This is a genomic window from Pedobacter montanisoli, assembly GCF_022809115.1.
GTDB classification, from domain to species: Bacteria; Bacteroidota; Bacteroidia; order Sphingobacteriales; family Sphingobacteriaceae; genus Pedobacter; species Pedobacter montanisoli.
This window is the reverse complement of the sequence record NZ_JALGBH010000001.1, coordinates 1658506-1677654: the sequence shown is the minus strand read 5'-3', so window position 1 is coordinate 1677654 and position 19149 is coordinate 1658506. Positions and strand designations below refer to the sequence as shown.

The window sequence follows — 19149 nt, the reverse complement described above, 5'->3', positions numbered from 1 at the left end:
TTAAATACAAATGTCATTCCCTTTTGTTTTTCATGAAATTTTGTCATGCAAAAAGATTATTTTAGTTGCAGTTTTTAAACGAGCATATGCTCCTTTTCATAAAATGCAGGATTTTACCAATCAACCCATTGATTTAGATAGTTTACCTCAATATCAGGAAACGCCATTAAACAAACCCAGTTCAAAGTACTGGAAAGTAATTGTAATCAATATTTTTATCTTTCTAATCCTTATTGGTTTGGGCATATCCGTTTTAGTGATGAGCGATCAGGATATAAAAGCTTATTTATACCTCATATTATCTGGCTATATCTTTTTAGCGCTTATATTGTTCATTATTTTCCGTATTTCACTTAACAAGCGTGGTTTTGCCTTACGTGATAAAGATGTAATCTATAAAGACGGGGTGATTGCCGAAACCACCACCATTGTTCCTCTAAGCAGAATACAACATGTAGAACTGAACGAGGGTATTTTTTCGCGGATGTTTGGCTTAGGTACAATTGAGATTTATACCGCAGCAGGTTCTGAAGGCAAAATAAGTTTAGCCGGTATAGAGATCGAACTGGCAAAGAACATTAAAGAAGCACTGATTAAACGGTTGGATTATACGCAAGCAGAACAATGATCTCAAAAGATTTTATTCAACCACAAAGACAATCGGTAGCAGGTATTCTAATCACAGCAATTCACCTATTGCGATTGGCCGTTAAAGTAATCATTTTTCCTTTGGTATTGCTTTTCATTAAGATTAAAGCCAATGTCTTTTATTTAATGCTTATTATAGCAACTTTATTCATCTTGTCGGTAATATATGCCTATTTTTATTTCATTAAGTTCACTTTTCACATCAATGCTTCCAAACAAGAGTTTATTGTTGATAAAGGTGTGTTTAACCGCACGCATTTAGGCATTCCTCTAGAAAAAATACAGCAGGTAAATATTGATCAAACCTTAGTACAAAAAATAATAGGTGTTTACAGTGTAAAAATTGACACCGCTGGAGCAGAAAGTAAGGAAGTAAGTATTGGCGCTATAGATGAAGAACTGGCCTATAACTTAAAACAGCAACTTCTACAAAACCCCATTCTCCATCAGGAAAATATACCTGTACAAAATGAAGATATAAATACATCGGCTTTCATAAAAATAAGCCCATTAACTTTATTAAAAACTGGCTTAACAAGCAATTACGGGCAAAGTTTATTGTTGCTTTGCGGTTTTATCTATGCCATTGTACACTATATCAAAGAAGTGCTCAAAGCTTTCAATAATGACAAGGGCCAGATAGAACATTTTATGAACAGCAGCTTAACCCTGTTTTCCATATCTTTCTTAATTCCTATTGTACTTTTAATCTTACTTGCAACCAACGTTATCCGAACATTTATAAAATATTTTGATTTTGAAATCAGCAGACACAATCATTCTTTACTGATATCTTCAGGATTATTTGCCAAAAAAAACACACTCATTACGCCTAACAAAGTACAAATTACTACCTATAACCAGAACTACTTTCAACGCAAAATGAAATTGTTTAATCTTGAATTAAAGCAGGCGCATGGCGGTCACGATCAGTCTGATAAAGAAAAGCGAAATGCAAACCTGATCTTACCTGGCTGCTCGCCTGTTGAAAAAGATGACATTATTAAGCTCATCTTGAGTCAGCTTCCTGCTAACGGTAAGGTCTATAAACCTAATTTCCGCTTTTTAAATCTGCCTATCTTTTTCAAGATTATTATTCCACTGGTAGTTTATACCATCCTTTATCTAAATACAGATGTAGTAAAACCATTCCTTTTAGCCGCAATACTTTATGCATTAATAGGAATAACCATGCTGTACATCAGTTATAAAAATCATCAGATTACCGTAACTGATGAGTTTATCATCAAACAAAGTGGAATTTGGGACATTACTCACGAAATTATTACTCCTCACAAAATACAAACTATAGCGGCTTTTCAATATCCTTGGCATAAGGGCTTAGACATTGGTCACGTAAATCTGCATACTGCTGCTGGTACCATCCATTTTAAATTTGGCAATTATACCCAGATTAAAAAACTAGTCAACTGGTGGCTTTTCCAAGTAGAAAGCAGCAATCAGAACTGGATGTAAGCTTTTACAGGCAAGTTCATTTTAATGACAGAAAACAACTTTTGGTGTGTACAATACTTACCAACATGGCTGTACATACGCACATTATTTCTTATTTTTGAAGTTTAAAATTAGGAGCAGGATTTGGACTATTTATCAGGATTAAACCCACAGCAGAGAGCCGCAGTAGAAACCACCGAAGGACCGGTAATGATTGTTGCCGGTGCAGGTTCAGGAAAAACCAGAGTAATTACTTACCGTGTTGCCCACCTTATCCAGAAAGGTGTGGATGCATTTAACATTCTGGTATTAACCTTTACCAATAAAGCCAGCCGCGAAATGCGTGAGCGTATTGAAAAAGTGGTGGGCAATGAAGCCAGAAATATCTGGATGGGAACGTTCCACTCTGTTTTTGCGAAAATCTTAAGAGTTGAGGCCGAAAAAATAGGTTATCCGAGCAATTTTACCATTTACGATACGGATGATAGCAAAAGTTTGTTGCGAACCATTTTAAAAGAAATGCAGCTTGATGATAAACTTTATGCTGTAAACATTGTACTGAATAGAATCTCTTCGGCAAAAAACAACCTGATCTCACATACCGAATATTTAGCAAACGAAACCATACAGGCAGAAGACATCAGCAATAAAAGGCCATTAATGGGCATCATTTACGAAACCTATGCCAAACGTTGCTTTAAAGCCGGAGCGATGGATTTTGATGATCTGTTGTTCAAAACCAATGTGCTCTTAAAAGACCATCCTGATGTGCTGAACAAATACCAGCATAAATTCAAATACCTGATGGTAGACGAGTACCAGGATACCAACTTTTCGCAGTACACCATTGTACGCAAACTGGCCGCTGCACATCATAACATATGCGTAGTGGGCGATGATGCACAAAGTATTTATGCGTTCAGGGGTGCTAATATTCAGAATATCTTAAATTTTGAAAAGCATTATCCTGATCTTAAAGTTTTTAAACTGGAGCAGAACTACCGTTCTACCCAAAACATAGTAGAAGTAGCCAACAGCATTATTGCCAACAATAAAAATCAGTTAGAAAAGAACGTATTTTCTGACAATGAAAAAGGCGACAGGATTAAAATATTAAGGGCTTTTACCGATAATGAAGAAGGCAAGATCGTTGCCGAATCTATTGCACAGGAAAGAGCCTTAAAAGGGCTAAATTATGCTGATTTTGCTATTCTTTACCGTACCAATGCCCAGAGCAGGGCGATGGAAGAATCGCTAAGGAAACTGAATATTCCTTATAAGATTTATGGAGGTTTGTCTTTCTACCAACGTAAAGAGATCAAAGACCTCATTGCTTATTTTCGTTTAACCTTTAATCCGGCTGATGAAGAGGCTTTAAAAAGAGTAATTAATTATCCTCGTAGAGGTTTGGGCGATACGACGCTCGAAAAAATCTCTGTAGCTGCAGATCAGCATGGAATTACCATGTGGGAAGTCATCTGCAACCCACATCAGTACCTAGATGGCAGAATACCAGCACAGCTAAACGATTTTGTAACCATGATCAAGAGCTTTGCTGCCGAGTCTAAAAAACTGGATGCCTATGAAAGTGCACTTTATATTGCCCAACATTCGGGTATCTTAAAAGAACTGCATAGCGACGATAGTGTTGAAGGACGATCACGTTTTGAAAATATACAAGAGTTATTAAATGGTATCAAAGAGTTTGCCGAACGTGAAGATATTGAAGACCGCAGCTTAGCTATATTTATGCAGGATGTAGCCCTCTTAACAAACGATGATAACGACAAAGAAAAAGATAAAGACACCGTTTCTTTAATGACCGTACACTCGGCCAAAGGTTTGGAGTTTAAAAATGTTTACATCGTAGGCTTAGAAGAAAATCTCTTTCCTTCACAAATGTCGTTAACTTCAAGAACTGATCTGGAAGAAGAAAGGCGCTTATTTTATGTAGCTATTACGAGAGCAGAAAAGAAACTGGTCATTACTTATGCCACTTCCCGCTATCGTTGGGGTACGCTTACCTCATGTGAGCCAAGCCGTTTTATCAATGAGATTAATCCTTCTTACTTAGAGCTGGAAGCCATAAAAGCTGCAAAACCAAGTTTCAGTAATGGAAGTTTTGATACCGAACGCAAAAGTTGGAGCCAGCAACGTGATCTTGCACCCAAATCTGCTACTACCAGTACCTCATCTCCTACTTTGAGGCCAAAAACCACAACCATTTTGCCCAAAGCGCATGTACCTACAGCTGGATTTACACCAAATGCCGCAAATGAATTTCAGAATGGTATGGAAGTAGAGCACGAAAAATTTGGTTTTGGTAAGATTGTAAACCTAGAGGGTACTTTACCGGATATTAAGGCAACCGTATTTTTTCAGGGATTGGGTAACAAGCAGTTGCTCTTAAAATTTGCCAAGCTTAGAATTGTAAAATAAAAGCTCCAATTAAAAAACAGAACATTATAAATTTTATTTGCCTATATTTGCAACTACAAACCATTCCGGTGAATTTCATAACTGAAAAACATCTTTGCAAGTTTAGGGGTTTTCCTTAGTCAACAACTTCTGTTTCAGTTATTTCATAATGGTTCTTAGCTAATTGGATGATTTCAATTAACAACACATGCGGATTAGCGATGTTTTTGTGGGCGTTGAATAGGCTTTTGTTCAATAAACCTGATGGTAGCGAAAATACTTTTTGTAATGTCATCCTGAGCCTGTCGAAGGATTTTGAGTTGTTTGCAGACGCTTCGATAAACTCAGCGTGACAGCGATGGAATATCGACATTTAACAAAAAGATTGTAGCGTACAGCAGGGCTACAGTTGCGATAAAAGCGTGAACGCTGTTTTTCAAATCATCAACATTATAATATTGGATAAAAGCTGTACAATTAATTTAAACAGAAAATGAATTTTGACTATAATACCACCCGTAGCGAACTGATATTGGCAGAATACGGACGGAACGTACAAAATATGGTAAAGTACATCATTACTTTACCCACCAAAGAAGAACGCAATAAATATGCGCAGGCTGTAATAGACTTGATGGGTTTCTTAAACCCACACTTGCGTGATGTAGCTGATTTTAAGCATAAATTATGGGATCACCTGTACATCATATCCAATTACCAGATAGATGTAGATAGCCCTTACCCAAAACCTACACCAGAAACCAAGGAATTCAGACCTGAGCATATCGGATATCCTCACCAAAGGATTAAATACAAGCACTATGGTAAAACTGTAGAGAAACTGATTGAAACTGCCATACAGGAAGAAAATCCCGAAAGAAAAGCCGTTATGGTTCAAAACATTGCCAACTTTATGAAAATGGCCTATGTACAGTGGAATAAAGATAATGTTGCTGATGAGGTTATCCTGAAAAACCTGGCAGAACTTTCTAACGGACAGTTAATCCTAGAAGAAAACGTTAACCTTAACAAAGTAGAGTTCAGACCACAGAACAACCGCAACAATAATAACAACAACCGCAACAGAAACAACAAAGGCCGTAACAATAACAACAACAATAATAACGGTCGTCAACGAAACAACAACAATAAGCAACGCCATTAAGGATTTATCCAAACCTTATACCGTTAAAATTTAAGATAAGAGAACAGATGAACGCATTTGAAATTACAGGGGGCAAAAAATTAAAAGGTGAAATCACACCTCAGGGCGCTAAAAATGAAGCGCTTCAGATATTATCTGCGGTTTTACTGACCGACCAGAAAATAACCATCAGCAACATTCCTGATATTAAGGATGTAAATAAGCTTATTGAATTGTTAGGAGATTTAGGAGTTACTGTTGAGCGTTTAAATAAAGACACTTATACTTTTCAAGCTAAAAATATTGATCTTGACTTTTTCCAGTCTGATGTGTTTAAAGCCAAAGGCGGAAGCCTGAGAGGATCGATTATGATTGTAGGTCCTTTATTAGCCCGTTTCGGAAAAGCAGCTATACCTAAACCAGGTGGCGATAAAATTGGCCGTCGCCGTTTAGATACACACTTTTTAGGTTTCGAGAAATTGGGCGCTAAATTTGTGTACGATAGCAAAAAAGCTTTTTTCAATGTAGATGCAACAGACTTAAAAGGAGCTTATATCCTATTAGATGAAGCCTCGGTAACCGGAACTGCCAATATTGTAATGGCCGCTGTTTTAGCAAAAGGTACAACCACTATTTACAACGCTGCCTGCGAACCTTATTTGCAACAACTTTGCAAAATGCTGAACAGAATGGGAGCTAAAATTTCGGGCATTGGTTCTAATCTGCTTACGATTGAAGGTGTGAAAAAATTAGGTGGAACAGAACATCGCATGTTGCCGGATATGATCGAGATTGGTTCTTTTATTGGTTTGGCTGCCATGACAGAATCTGAAATCACCATCAAAAATGTATGCTATGATGAGTTAGGCGTTATTCCTGAGGTATTTAAAAAATTAGGGATCCAATTAGAACGTCGTGGCGATGATATTTTTATCCCTTCTCAAAAGCATTATGAGATAGAAACCTTTATAGATGGCTCTATTCTTACTATTGCAGATTCACCATGGCCTGGTTTTACACCAGATCTATTAAGTATTGTATTGGTGGTAGCTACACAAGCCAAAGGCAATGTGCTTATTCACCAGAAAATGTTCGAAAGCCGTTTGTTCTTTGTAGATAAACTGATTGATATGGGCGCACAGATCATTCTTTGTGATCCGCATAGAGCAAGTGTAAACGGTATCAACAAAAAATATAAATTACGTGGCATCAGCATGACCTCGCCTGATATCAGAGCCGGAGTATCTTTACTAATTGCGGCTTTATCTGCCGAAGGTAAATCTACCATCTTTAATATAGAACAAATTGAACGTGGCTATCAGGATATCGATGCCCGTTTAATTGCTTTAGGAGCAGATATTAAACGCGTGGATGCTGCCGCACCAAGTCACTAAGATTTAGTTTTGCTTGTTCTATCAAGCAGGACAAAATATTAAAAAGCAGGGTATTATATTTATAGCCCTGCTTTTTGCTTTTCCGTTCAGAAATCCCCCCTCAATCCGTTCATTTTTGCTTAAATCCAATTAAGCCAAAAATGTTAACAAAAGTTAAATTGTCGTCAACAGACAACCTTCTCTTAATCTTCATCGTCTTGAAATAAAAAACAAATTAAATTATGTATAAGCTTTTTTCCTTAGTACTGCTTTTTATTTCAGTTAATGTTTACGCCCAAACCACTATCAAAGGCATCGTTAAAAATCAAGATAACGAACCTATTCCCTACTGTTCCATCGGAATGAAAAATGCTACCATTGGTACCATATCAGATGAAAATGGCAATTATAAGCTTAGCATCCCTGATAGTCTTAACAATGAAATCGTTTTTAGTGCCATTGGCCATACAGAAAAGAAACAGTACAAAAACGAACTTATTAAGAATGGTAATATCGTTTTAGAGTACCATTCAACCGCTTTAAAAGCAGTTGTGATAAGCCATAAAAAAATGAAAGAGAAATTAATTGGTCAAAAATCAAGACCAATGTTAACTTTTTCTAAGATGTTTAACCAAAATGTGCCCACAATTGAACAGGGCAATATTTTCGACATTGAACCAAAAACAAGATTAAAGTCTTACAGTTTTTATGTTATTCCCAGTTCTAAATACCAACAGATCACATTAAAACTAAATATTTATGGGGTAGAAAATAGCATACCTGGCAATACGTTACTTAGTCAGAACATTGTATACACTGCAACAACCACAGGCTGGCAAAAAATTGATTTATCTCCATATAATCTTGTCTTTAATGATCTAAAACAAATTGCTGTAACCTTGCAGCTTGTAGATTATAAACCATTAGACAATGTAGATTTTGTATTTGGGGTATCTGCAAAGAAATCTCTTTCAAAAAATCTTCTGTTTCGTTACCAAAGTCAGGGAAAATGGGAGAAAAACGATGGTGTTTTTATTACCAACCTAGAAGTTGCCTATCTTAGGCATAACGAAGACAACGAACAATAAAGATATAGATATTATACAGTAAAGGCAGGGTTGTACATTAAATAATGTCAGCCCTGCTTTTTTCTTTCTTGATAAACTGTTATCCTATATTTAGACTATACAACCCCTGTTTTAAATAAATTCTGATATTTTTATAGGAAATTGAACAACCGAGCTTGCCCATTGGCATGAATATAAAATCAATCCCATAATGAAACAAACTATTTTAATTACCCTTCTTTTCTTATTTACACAAAGCATAACAGCACAAAAACCACAAACCCTACAAAGCGACATCCCCATTTTTTTTAAAGAGATTAAAGAAGCAACAAAAAAGAATACAAACCTTTGGGGCAAAGATTTATACGGAGCTATACTTTTAGTAGATCCGCAAACCCGCCAGCTTTTTGCAAATGAGCCCGATACTGCAAACATCTTAAAACATGATAGAAATATCTATACCGGAATACTGCCTAATAAAATCAATATTGCCAATACATCCATAAATTGGAGCGGAAAAAGATGGGCTATGATTATGCTTCCTCTTCCACAAAATAAAGAAGACAGAATCAATCTGTTGGCACATGAATTATTTCATAGTGCACAACCATCGCTAGGATTTACACTCAATAATCCAGAAAACAACCACCTTGACCAAAAAGATGGTAGAATTTACCTGCGCTTAGAGTTAGAAGCCTTAAAAAAAGCCATTCAATCAACTTCTGAAAAAGAATTGCAGCAGCACCTTACCGATGCATTGGCTTTTAGAAATTATCGCCATACACTTTATAATGGCTCAAACATAATGGAAAATTCCTTAGAACTAAACGAAGGAATAGCTGAATTTACAGGTGTAATAGTGAGTGGCAGAAATAAAACACAAGCTACAGCATTTTTCACCAAGGGTATCAGTAACTTCTTTACAAATCCCACATTTGTACGTTCATTTGCCTACCAGACTATTCCTATTTATGGCTATTTGCTGTACAACAAAGACAAAAACTGGAACAAAAAAATTAACTCAAAAACTGATCTAACAGATTATTTTACAAAAGCATTTAACATCAACATACCTACCTATTTAAAAAAGGCCGTTGAAAAAATAGCCGATGAGTATAATGGACAAACCATTATTCAGGAAGAAATCAAAAGAGAAGAAAAAATTAAGAAACTAATTGCCGACTATAAACTTAAGTTCATTGAGCAGCCTCATTTTGAAATAAGATTTGAGAAAATGAGCGTATCATTTGATCCAAGAAACATTATGCCAATAGAAGATAAAGGCACGGTTTATCCCAACATTAGAGTTACAGATTTGTGGGGTGTATTAACTGTTGAAAACGGAGCATTAATGAGTCCAAACTGGGATAAGATTTCAATAACCAATCCTATAAAAACAGAAGGTAAAAAAATAATTGGTGATGGTTGGACTCTTGACCTCACTAATGCTTATACCATAGAAAAAGATAAAATAAGCAACAACTATAAATTAACTAAGAAATAATACCCCACTAAACAAAAATTTAGAACGACAAGCCTTACTCTCAATATGAATACAAAACTATTAATGTCAACCAGTGCAATTTTAATGATAATGATCGGTTTGGTACTCAGTTTCATGCCAAAAGAAATCTTATCTGTTTTAGATATAACAACCACAGATCTTACAATGCCTCTGATCTTACAATTAACAGGAGCCTTATATTTTGGTTTTGGTATCATGAACTGGATGGCTAAAACCGTACTGATTGGAGGAATTTATGCTAAACCACTATGCATTGGCAATTTTGCACATTTTATGATAGCCGCACTTGCATTGATAAAAAACCTCATGTATAATTCAACCGCATCAAAATACATTTGGATATTAACTATAATCTATGCTTTACTGGCAATAGCTTTTGGTCTTATTTTAATGACAAATCCCGGCAAAAAGACTACTGATTAATCGACAAATGAACCTATTATTTATTTGCAGCAGAAATAAATGGCGAAGCCCTACAGCTGAAACAATCTATAAAAACAGACAAGACCATCAGGTTAAATCGGCAGGTACTGAACCCTCCTCAAAAAACAAGGTATCGTCAAAGCACATTCTATGGGCAGATATAATTTTTGTGATGGAAAGAAAGCATAGGCAAAGATTACAAGATAGATTCCCTAACGAAATGACTGATAAAGAAGTAGTCATTCTTGAAATTGAAGATGAATATCAATATATGAATGAAGAACTTGTTGAAATGATCAAGCTTTCAGTTGATCCTTACTTATAGATTGTAACCTTTCTTGCTCATACAACGTCGAAACCTTTCGAATTATCATAGAGAGACATATGGGCAATACAAATTTAAACAATCACCAAAATTTAGCTTTTAAACCAACATACTGGGTTGCATTTCTGGCCTTATGCATGGTTATGGGCGAGTTGCATGAACAAGCACATATACAAACAGGTTATTGGTTATGTGGTTGCTATGGTGAACGCAATTTTAATGTATGGGTTACTTGCTCAACTTGTAACGGCAACGGTTATATTGCTACACTCGCTGGCCCTTTATTTTCTTATGTCATCTATTGGCTCTGTGCCTATCGCATACGTTATGCTGCAACAACTACAGGTAAATGGTATGCATTTGCAGTGCTTTTTGCAACACTGCCCTTTGCACGTATTTTTACTGCGATTACTGGTGGAGGAGACGAGAAAGTATTTATTGCTTCGTTGATAGGAGAGTACTCTCCTACCACAGTACAGATAATTGCAATTCTTACGGTATTGATATTTTGCCTGCCACCTATTTTAATTGCAACCAGACAATTAACTGGAAAACGCAAATGGTGGTACCTACTGGCGCTGAACATCGGCCCATTGTTATTTGCTATGATATGGCAGTGGCAAATTATGAATAAGCTACTTGCGGCAGGAATACTGGCACAACCTTATGCCGGAACTCCATTATTGATATGGATTCATTTTCTGGTAATGCTGATCCTATTCTATTGTTTACGGTATAAATTAATACCTCAGACTAAAAGCAGATTATCACATTCAAGATCCTAAAATAAATTCAAGGCAACAGTATTTTAGTATCAAGACATCCCCTATAGCAAACCTGCGTCATACTGAACTTGTTGTTTCAACATCTAAATCTTAAAACAAAAATGCCCTTCTGTTTTTAAACAAAAGGGCATTCAAGAATAATTGATTATACCAATTATTTTTTATTATCTAAAGCTTGGTTAATTCTGTCAGATAAATCCTGTAAATGATATTTAGTCAATGTATCAGATGCAGATGCCGATTTAATGTTTTTCTCTAAATCACGCAATTGTCCTCTTACTACAGAAGAAACATCACTTAAGTTAACATCTAAGCCCGAACCTTGTGCTCTTGCAAATTGTTGTAATGCAGAAGAAGCTGGAGCTGGAGGAGCAATAACAGCGATCAATTTATCTACATAAGCTTTTTGTAAGTTTCTGCGGTAAGCATCAATAGCTGATCCACCTTTAAGCTCTGTAAAAATCGAATTATTCAAGCCATCAAACATATCAGAGATTTTATAGGCATTTGCTCCGTCTTTAGCTTCAGCAGTAATTAAGTTACCTAAAACTCTGGTCGATAATAAACGGTTAAGCGATATGTTCTGTAATCTTGAAACTACAGTAAGCGGGTTTTCGCCAATGTTATCTAATATCGTTTGATCTAATAACCATTTAGGTGTAGTAAATACCTGTTTAGATAAGAAATCCATTGCTTCTTTTTGTGTAGCGGCAGGTGTACGCTCATATACTGTACCCGGCTGATCTACAGTTTTAGGATTTTCATAAATACCACCAATATTTTTGCTTACATGACCTATATAACGACCTAATTGCGTAGTTAACTGACCATACATGTTACCTAATTCATCATAACTTTCTCCTGGCTGTTTAGTCCAGGCTTGTAGGTTCGATAAAATAACTTTTAAGTTCTTGATACCATACTCACTGGCTTTCATTGCATTGTCACTTAAATCTTCATTTTGTGAATGCGGATCATCAGGGTTAGTTTCGGTACCAAACCATAAACGTCTGTTTTTTGCAGCTTCTGTAGTCATTTTATCTAATATTTTCATATCAGACTCTACAGTCTTGCTATCAGGGAAATATTTATATCCCCATTCTATAGCCCATTTATCGTAATCGCCAATACGTGGATAAAGACCTTCTTTAGTAATATTATCTTCAGGTTGTGCTACATAGTTAAAGCGGGCATAGTCCATAATTGATGGTGTATGTCCATTAGCTTCAACCCATTTCTTGTTACGTAAATTCTCAACCGGAACGGTAGAGCTTGATCCATAATTGTGGCGTAAACCTAAAGTGTGACCAACTTCGTGAGAAGAAACGAAACGGATCAAATCACCCATTAACTCATCACTAAAGTTAACCGTTCTTGATCTTTTATCTACTGCAGCAGTTTGAATGAAATACCAGTCGCGAACCAGTTTCATTACATTATGGTACCAGTTAATATGGCTTTCCATAATTTCTCCGGTACGCGGATCCGAAATACTTGGACCACTTGCGTTAGCAATTTCTGATGGTTTATAAACAATTGCCGAGTTACGGGCATCATCTAAACTCCATGTAGAATCCTGAGCTTTAGTTGGTGCTACTTTACCAATGATCGCATTTTTAAAACCAGCTTTTTCAAAAGCTTTTTGCCAATCGTTAACACCTGCAATTAAATATGGCACCCATTTTTTAGGTGTAGCAGGATCAATATAGAAAACAATAGGTTTTGCTGGCTCAACCAATTCACCTCTTTTGTATTTAGCCATATCCTGAGGTTTAGGCTCTAATCTCCAACGTTTTACCAATTCGATATCTTTAACACCTTGAGGATTTTTATCGAAATCGATATAACCTACGGTGAAATAACCTACACGAGGATCAAAATAACGTGGTTTCATTGGATTTTTAGGAAGAATTACCAACGAAGTGTTCAACTCAACAGTAACAGAACCCGACGCAGCACCTCCACCCATAGCCGGGGCACCGCCCATACCCGAAGGAGCAGCAGTTTGTGCGTAAGTTTTTACAGTATTGATCTCTACATTGGTAGGAAAGCTCCTAACATCCTGGATATAGCTTCTGTCTGCAAGCTGAGCGCCCATTCTGAATCTGGTTTTTGCAGCAGGAGAACTGAAATAGAAAATGTCATTATCGCTGTTGATATAATCAGTAATATCAATTACACTTCCATCTTTACCCGGAGTATAAGCAGCAATATTAAAAGCAGCAGCAATAGGCTGAATACTAGAGTTTTTTAAAGACTGGTACATTGATCCAGTACTGTCTGCGCTATAAGCCCTGAAGCTCATTTTACGCATGAAGATTTTGTTATTAGGACCTTTTTCAAAACGGATAACAGCACCACCGATTTGATCGCCTGCGTAACCTTGTGCAGCTCTTACCTCTGCGCCTGATTTAGAGATACGGCTTACTACCAGAATATCTCTGTTAAGTGTAGTATCTGCTATCTCAAAAAAGTATTTATCCTCTATTTTATGGCTGGTAATCATCCCTTTACGTGTAAGGGCTTTATTGGTGATTACCTGATCATAAGGTTTTGGTTGTGGTTTTGCACTTGCAGCAGCTCCAGGCATTCCTGCCCTACGTGTAGTATCGCTGGCTGCACCACCCTGCGGCGGTCTAACCTGCGCATCAGCAAAGGCCACCACACTTGCGGTAATTAAGATTGTAAGTAATTGTTTTTTCATTTAAGTTAAGTAAGTTAAATTGTTTGTAAATATATACTTACAAAAGCAATAACCTCCATTAAAATAAATAACTTATTAGTTACAATAGAAACAAAAATCAGTGTAAAATTTTAAACAGCATTTCTTTCATTAAATCACCGTCAGTGGTATTTCCGGTGCTTTCGAGTCCTTTACTTTTCAAGTCATATTCACGCATCAGACTAATGACATCAAACATCTTTGGCAAACTAAATGTACGTGCTGCCTGTTCGTAATCTTTAATAAAATAAGGACTTACACCCAGTTCCTTTGCTGCATCTGCCTTATTAACAAGATAATGGTATTTAAGTATCTTAGTAAAGTATGAATTGAGATTGGCCATAACCATTACCATAGGATTAGCTTTGGGATTATTGGCAAAGTAATTAATGATCTGGTTACACTTAAGAATGTTTCGCCCGGCCAAAGCCTTTTGCAACTCAAACACATTATACTCCTTACTTATACCTATATTCTTTTGAATATGATCAGGCTCTATAAGCGTATCTTTATTGATGTTCAAACAAAGTTTTTCAACCTCATTTGCAATCTTGGAAAGATCTGCTCCTAAATATTCTGCCATGAGAGCAGCAGCCTGCGGAGCTATTCGATAACCTTTCTCTTTAATATAATCTTCTATCCAGGGCATTAATTTATAATCGCGCACCGGATCAGACTGAAACACAATGCCACTTGAACTAATGGCTTTGTATATTTTTTTACGTTTATCGAAATTACCGTACTTATATGCAAAAACAAGAATGGTGGTAGGCAATGGTTTCTCAAAGTAATTCAATACAAACTCTGCTTCCTTATTCCCCTCTCCTTCCTTTACCCATTTTAAATCTTGGGCTTCCTTAACAATGATCAGCTGGTATTCAGACATCATGGGATATCTCTTGGCCGCGTTAAGCACAGTAGCCATATCGGTATCTTTGCCATACAAAACGGTCTGGTTAAAACCCTTTTCTCCATCAGACAGGATATGCTTTTCCATATAGTCAACAATCTGATCTATGTAAAAAGGTTCTTCGCCCTGCAATAAATAAATAGGCTTAAATTTTCGTGCTTTAAGGTCTTTAATAATATCAACTGCGCTCATTGGCGGTAAATTTACAATTTAATTTATTTTGCTGCTATCTTTGTATCCGCTAAACTTATTAAAATACGGCATTGTAATGTTTAAACCCATTCCGTTAAATTTACCACCCTATCCTTTTAAAATTACCTTAAAAGATAATGGCCATTACATTTTTGACGAGATCAGGAAAAAACATCTATTCTTAACACCAGAAGAATGGGTAAGGCAGCATTTTATAAAGTTTTTGATCAATCAGAAAAAAGCACCCTCAACCCTTATCCAAATAGAAGGTGGCTTAAAGCTTAATCAGACCAGCAAAAGAAGCGATATTCTGATCTATAATAACAGTGGTGAAAAAATGATGCTGGTTGAGTGTAAAGCACCTCATGTAAACATTACACAGGCAACATTTGACCAGGCCAGCCGTTACAATATAATACATAAGGTAAAATGGCTTGTGGTTACCAACGGACTCCACCATTACTTTGCAAAAATAGATCACCAGCAGAATGCTTTTTCTTTTGTTGAAGAACTTCCCGATTTTGCAGAATTATAATTCTGACAACCGGGCTAACCTTTAAGGTTGTTAAAAATTGTTAAGTATTTTCTAGGTTTGCTGCCAATAATTAGTTTAGCTCTAATATTTTTAATTGACGGTATCGTATTATTAACTTATCTTTGCAGAATGTTTAAAATTAAACACTTAATTATTTTAAGTTTTACCCTGTCTCTCCTAACCTTAGGTGCATGTAAAAGCCGTTTCGAGAAACTACGTTTAAGTAACGACGTAGGCAAGAAATACCAGGAAGGGATCAGGTTTTACAATAAAAAGGATTATTCCAAAGCGCTGATACTTTTTGAAGGATTGGTTCAGAAATACAGAGGTACTGCAGAAGCAGAAGATTTAAACTATTATTATGCATATACACTTTACCGTTTAAAAGATTACACTACAGCCCGTTATAAATTCAAGGAGTTTGCTGATACTTATCCGGCAAGTAAAAATGCTGAAGAATGCAGGTATATGGCAGCTTATTGTTTTTATCTGGATTCTCCAAAATCATCATTAGATCAGGAGAACACTTATAAAGCCATAGACGCTTTACAGTTATTCATTAACTTGTATCCTAAAAGTGATAGAGCTGCACAGGCAGCAAAATATATTGGTAACTTAAGAGATAAATTAGAAACCAAAGCATTTGATAATGCTAAATTGTATTATGATTTAGGCGGATATGATATTACAAATTACAAATCTGCTGTAATTGCATTAAAAAATGCACAAACAGATTTCCCTGATATCAGGTATGCAGAAGAAATGAGCCTGCTTATTGTAAAATCGCAATATATGTACGCTAAAAATAGCTTACCTACACGTCAGGAAGAAAGATACAATGAAGCTATAGAATACTATAACGAATTTACCGAAGCTTATCCTAACAGCAAGTTTACTAAAGAAGCTGGTCAGCTAAAAGATGCCTGCATTGCAGGTATTGCCCAGGCAAAAAAATTAGTAGCTGAAGAGGCTAAGCTTATAGAAAAATACAAAGCTTTGAACGAGCAAAGCAAAACTGATACCTTAACAAAGAAATAAATTTAGCATACACGTTAATTAATATAAAAATGAGTACACCAAAACCTGCTATACCAAACACTACGGTAACCAGAAATATCCATGATCTGGATAGATCTACCGATAATCTTTATGAGTCGTTGGTAATTATTGCTAAAAGAGCAAATCAGATTTCAAACAACATGAAAGAAGAATTGCATAGCAAATTAGCTGAGTTTGCATCATCTAATGATAATCTGGAAGAAATTTTTGAAAACAGAGAACAAATAGAAATCAGCAAGCACTACGAGCGTTTACCAAAACCAACGTTAATTGCCATGGATGAGTTTTTGAATGATAAAGTATATTACAGAAACCCGTCAAAAGATCAAAAATAAGAATTTTGCATGGCGTTTTAAGCAATAGCGCATAAGCGCTATGCTTAACAGATACAAACACATGCTGGATAAAAAAAATATACTGATTGGCGTTTGCGGCAGTATTGCCGCTTATAAAGCTGCTACTTTAGTCAGGCTTCTGATAAAGGCTGGCGCAAACGTCAAAGTTATCCTCACTCCCGATGCGTGTAATTTCATTACACCGCTTACTTTAGCAACTCTTTCTAAAAATCCGGTATATACACAATACTTTGAACCCGAAACCGGTGTTTGGAGTAACCATGTTGAATTAGGGCTTTGGGCAGATTACCTGATCATTGCTCCGGCAACAGCCAATACCATAGGCAAAATGGCCAACGGTTTATGCGACAATCTCCTTACCGCGGCTTATCTCTCGGCAAAATGTACGGTATTTTTTGCTCCGGCTATGGATCTGGATATGTGGAAACATGAAACCACACAAGAGAACATACAAAGGCTGCAAGATTTTGGCAATATACTGATTAAGCCAAATAACGGAGAACTGGCAAGCGGATTACATGGTGAAGGTCGAATGGCCGAACCTGAAGAAATCATTGCATTCTTAAACCATCACATTAAAGCTTCATTACCTCTTTTGGGTAAAAAGGTATTGGTTACAGCAGGCCCTACTTATGAAGCCATAGACCCTGTTCGCTTTATAGGCAATCATTCATCTGGTAAAATGGGATTTGCTTTGGCACAGCAACTCTATCATCTTGGCGCAGAGATAACTTTAATTACAGGCCCTACGGTAGAAAAAATTGATCATGTAACCCGGATTGATGTAATAAGTGCAGCACAAATGCTTAATGCCTGTACAACACACTTTGCACAAAGTGATATCATGGTAATGAGTGCTGCGGTTGCTGATTATACCCCGGTTAATGTAGCCGAACAGAAGATCAAGAAGACCGAAAGCGAGTTCAATATTGCACTGAAAAAAACCACAGATATATTGGCTACTTTAGGTCAGCAAAAAAGAGAAAATCAGATTTTGGTAGGTTTTGCTTTAGAAACTAATGATGAAGAACATCATGCTAAAGAAAAACTGAAAAAGAAAAACCTGGATATGATCGTATTAAATTCTCTTAATGATAAAGGGGCAGGTTTTAAAACCGAAACCAATAAAATCACTATATTTAATAAAGAATTTAACAGCAAAAGCTTTAACATAAAAAGCAAAACTGATGTAGCTGTTGATATTTGCAATGAAATATTAAATTTAATGATTGCTAAACACCTCCTGCCTTAATGAAAAAGATCGCAGTTCTATTTGTATATTTTTTATTGGCTTTTAACACTTACGCTCAGGAAATCAATGCCCGGGTACAGGTTCTTGCACCAAACGTTACAAATTTAAATCGCCGCAATTTAGATGTTATGCAAAATAACATCCGTGATTTTATCAATAACAACAAATGGACAGCTGAAAGCTATCTGCCTCAGGAGCGCATAGAATGTAATCTCGTAATTACCATTACGAGCTGGGATGGCAATTCAACTTACAATGCCGAAGCACAGGTACAGTCTAACCGACCTGTATATGGCACTTCATATAACACTACCCTTCTAAATTTCAGCGATAAGGATTTTGCTTTCAATTATACTGAAGGTCAGTCTCTTGATTTCTCAGAACAAAATTATATAGGCAGTCTCAATTCACTGATTGGCTTTTATGCCTTTACCATTATAGGCTTAGATAAAGACAGTTTTAGCAAAACCGGAGGCAGTTTGTACTACCAGAAAGCACAAAATCTGCTCAATCTGGCGCAAAGCCAAGGTGGTAAAGGCTGGCGTGCAGCCGATGGTCTGAGAAACCGGTATTGGTTAAATGAAAATCTTTTGAGTAATCAGCTTAAGCCATTACGCATTTTCATTTACAATTATCACCTCAACGGATTAGATAAGCTCCAAAACAATTTAGGTTCGGGATTAAAAGGCATTATGTCTGCCCTTTCAGATCTGCAACAGTTCGATAAACAAAAACTAGGCTCTATCTTTCCTAATGTGTTTTTTGCAGGCAAAGCTGATGAAATGGTGAATGTTCTTTCAAACCTGAATGCTCAGGACCGTAACAAAGCCTTTAACCTGTTAACAGGCATAGATCCGGCCAACAATAACAAATACCAGGGCCTGAAAAAGCTATAATCAACTTATTTTTAACTTCTTATAATTTTTTCCATAAAAATATTTTGATATTACGAATATCTTC

17 protein-coding genes are annotated in these 19149 nt (G+C 36.3%); 15 read left to right on the top strand and 2 right to left on the bottom strand.

The window, feature by feature from the left end; genetic code table 11:
• Nucleotides 1-10 precede the first annotated feature (10 nt).
• The 10 genes from MMF97_RS07440 (at nucleotide 11) to MMF97_RS07395 (ending at nucleotide 11163) form a co-directional block, all read left to right on the top strand.
• Nucleotides 11-628: a PH domain-containing protein gene (locus MMF97_RS07440; RefSeq protein WP_243361052.1), complete on the top strand. Its 618-nt coding sequence runs from the start codon at nucleotides 11-13 to the stop codon at nucleotides 626-628.
• On the top strand, nucleotides 625-2124 hold the full coding sequence (locus MMF97_RS07435; RefSeq protein WP_243361051.1) for a PH domain-containing protein: 1500 nt from the start codon (nucleotides 625-627) through the stop codon (nucleotides 2122-2124). The genes MMF97_RS07440 and MMF97_RS07435 overlap by 4 nt, the downstream gene beginning before the upstream one ends.
• Before the next feature lie 123 nt (nucleotides 2125-2247).
• On the top strand, nucleotides 2248-4542 hold the full coding sequence (locus MMF97_RS07430; protein WP_243361050.1) for an ATP-dependent helicase: 2295 nt from the start codon (nucleotides 2248-2250) through the stop codon (nucleotides 4540-4542).
• Nucleotides 4543-5014: 472 nt separating this feature from the next.
• On the top strand, nucleotides 5015-5686 hold the full coding sequence (locus MMF97_RS07425; protein WP_243361049.1) for a DUF4290 domain-containing protein: 672 nt from the start codon (nucleotides 5015-5017) through the stop codon (nucleotides 5684-5686).
• 47 nt (nucleotides 5687-5733) lie between these two features.
• Nucleotides 5734-7059: a UDP-N-acetylglucosamine 1-carboxyvinyltransferase gene (murA, locus tag MMF97_RS07420; RefSeq protein WP_243361048.1), complete on the top strand. Its 1326-nt coding sequence runs from the start codon at nucleotides 5734-5736 to the stop codon at nucleotides 7057-7059.
• A 221-nt stretch (nucleotides 7060-7280) separates the two neighbouring features.
• On the top strand, nucleotides 7281-8126 hold the full coding sequence (locus tag MMF97_RS07415; protein ID WP_243361046.1) for a carboxypeptidase-like regulatory domain-containing protein: 846 nt from the start codon (nucleotides 7281-7283) through the stop codon (nucleotides 8124-8126).
• 190 nt (nucleotides 8127-8316) lie between these two features.
• Nucleotides 8317-9609: a hypothetical protein gene (locus MMF97_RS07410; RefSeq protein ID WP_243361044.1), complete on the top strand. Its 1293-nt coding sequence runs from the start codon at nucleotides 8317-8319 to the stop codon at nucleotides 9607-9609.
• A 45-nt stretch (nucleotides 9610-9654) separates the two neighbouring features.
• Nucleotides 9655-10053 (top strand): hypothetical protein, encoded by a 399-nt coding sequence (locus MMF97_RS07405; protein WP_243361042.1) that lies wholly within the window; start codon nucleotides 9655-9657, stop codon nucleotides 10051-10053.
• Nucleotides 10054-10060: 7 nt separating this feature from the next.
• A complete protein-coding gene (locus MMF97_RS07400; protein WP_243361040.1) occupies nucleotides 10061-10378 on the top strand; it encodes a low molecular weight protein tyrosine phosphatase family protein in 318 nt (105 codons plus the stop codon).
• Nucleotides 10379-10437: 59 nt separating this feature from the next.
• On the top strand, nucleotides 10438-11163 hold the full coding sequence (locus MMF97_RS07395; RefSeq protein ID WP_243361038.1) for a hypothetical protein: 726 nt from the start codon (nucleotides 10438-10440) through the stop codon (nucleotides 11161-11163).
• A 154-nt stretch (nucleotides 11164-11317) separates the two neighbouring features.
• On the opposite strand, the gene MMF97_RS07390 is transcribed toward MMF97_RS07395, so the two are convergent.
• Both MMF97_RS07390 and holA read right to left on the bottom strand, forming a co-directional pair.
• A complete protein-coding gene (locus tag MMF97_RS07390; RefSeq protein WP_243361036.1) occupies nucleotides 11318-13867 on the bottom strand; it encodes a zinc-dependent metalloprotease in 2550 nt (849 codons plus the stop codon).
• 97 nt (nucleotides 13868-13964) lie between these two features.
• Nucleotides 13965-14987, bottom strand: a complete 1023-nt coding sequence (gene holA, locus MMF97_RS07385) for a DNA polymerase III subunit delta (protein ID WP_243361033.1) — start codon at nucleotides 14985-14987, stop codon at nucleotides 13965-13967.
• Nucleotides 14988-15063: 76 nt separating this feature from the next.
• On the opposite strand from holA, the gene MMF97_RS07380 reads away from it, so the two are divergent.
• The 5 genes from MMF97_RS07380 to porD all read left to right on the top strand — a co-directional run bounded on the left by MMF97_RS07380 (nucleotide 15064) and on the right by porD (nucleotide 19085).
• Complete coding sequence (locus tag MMF97_RS07380) at nucleotides 15064-15522, top strand: type I restriction enzyme HsdR N-terminal domain-containing protein (RefSeq protein WP_243361031.1); 459 nt, start codon at nucleotides 15064-15066, stop codon at nucleotides 15520-15522.
• Between the two features lie 129 nt (nucleotides 15523-15651).
• Entirely contained in the window at nucleotides 15652-16560 is a 909-nt protein-coding gene (locus MMF97_RS07375) for an outer membrane protein assembly factor BamD (RefSeq protein WP_243361029.1), read from the top strand.
• Between the two features lie 29 nt (nucleotides 16561-16589).
• A complete protein-coding gene (locus MMF97_RS07370) occupies nucleotides 16590-16916 on the top strand; it encodes a DNA-directed RNA polymerase subunit omega (protein WP_243361028.1) in 327 nt (108 codons plus the stop codon).
• A 61-nt stretch (nucleotides 16917-16977) separates the two neighbouring features.
• Nucleotides 16978-18189: a bifunctional phosphopantothenoylcysteine decarboxylase/phosphopantothenate--cysteine ligase CoaBC gene (coaBC, locus tag MMF97_RS07365; RefSeq protein WP_243361187.1), complete on the top strand. Its 1212-nt coding sequence runs from the start codon at nucleotides 16978-16980 to the stop codon at nucleotides 18187-18189.
• Entirely contained in the window at nucleotides 18189-19085 is an 897-nt protein-coding gene (porD, locus tag MMF97_RS07360; RefSeq protein ID WP_243361026.1) for a type IX secretion system protein PorD, read from the top strand. The genes coaBC and porD overlap by 1 nt, the downstream gene beginning before the upstream one ends.
• The last annotated feature ends 64 nt before the right edge of the window (nucleotides 19086-19149 follow it).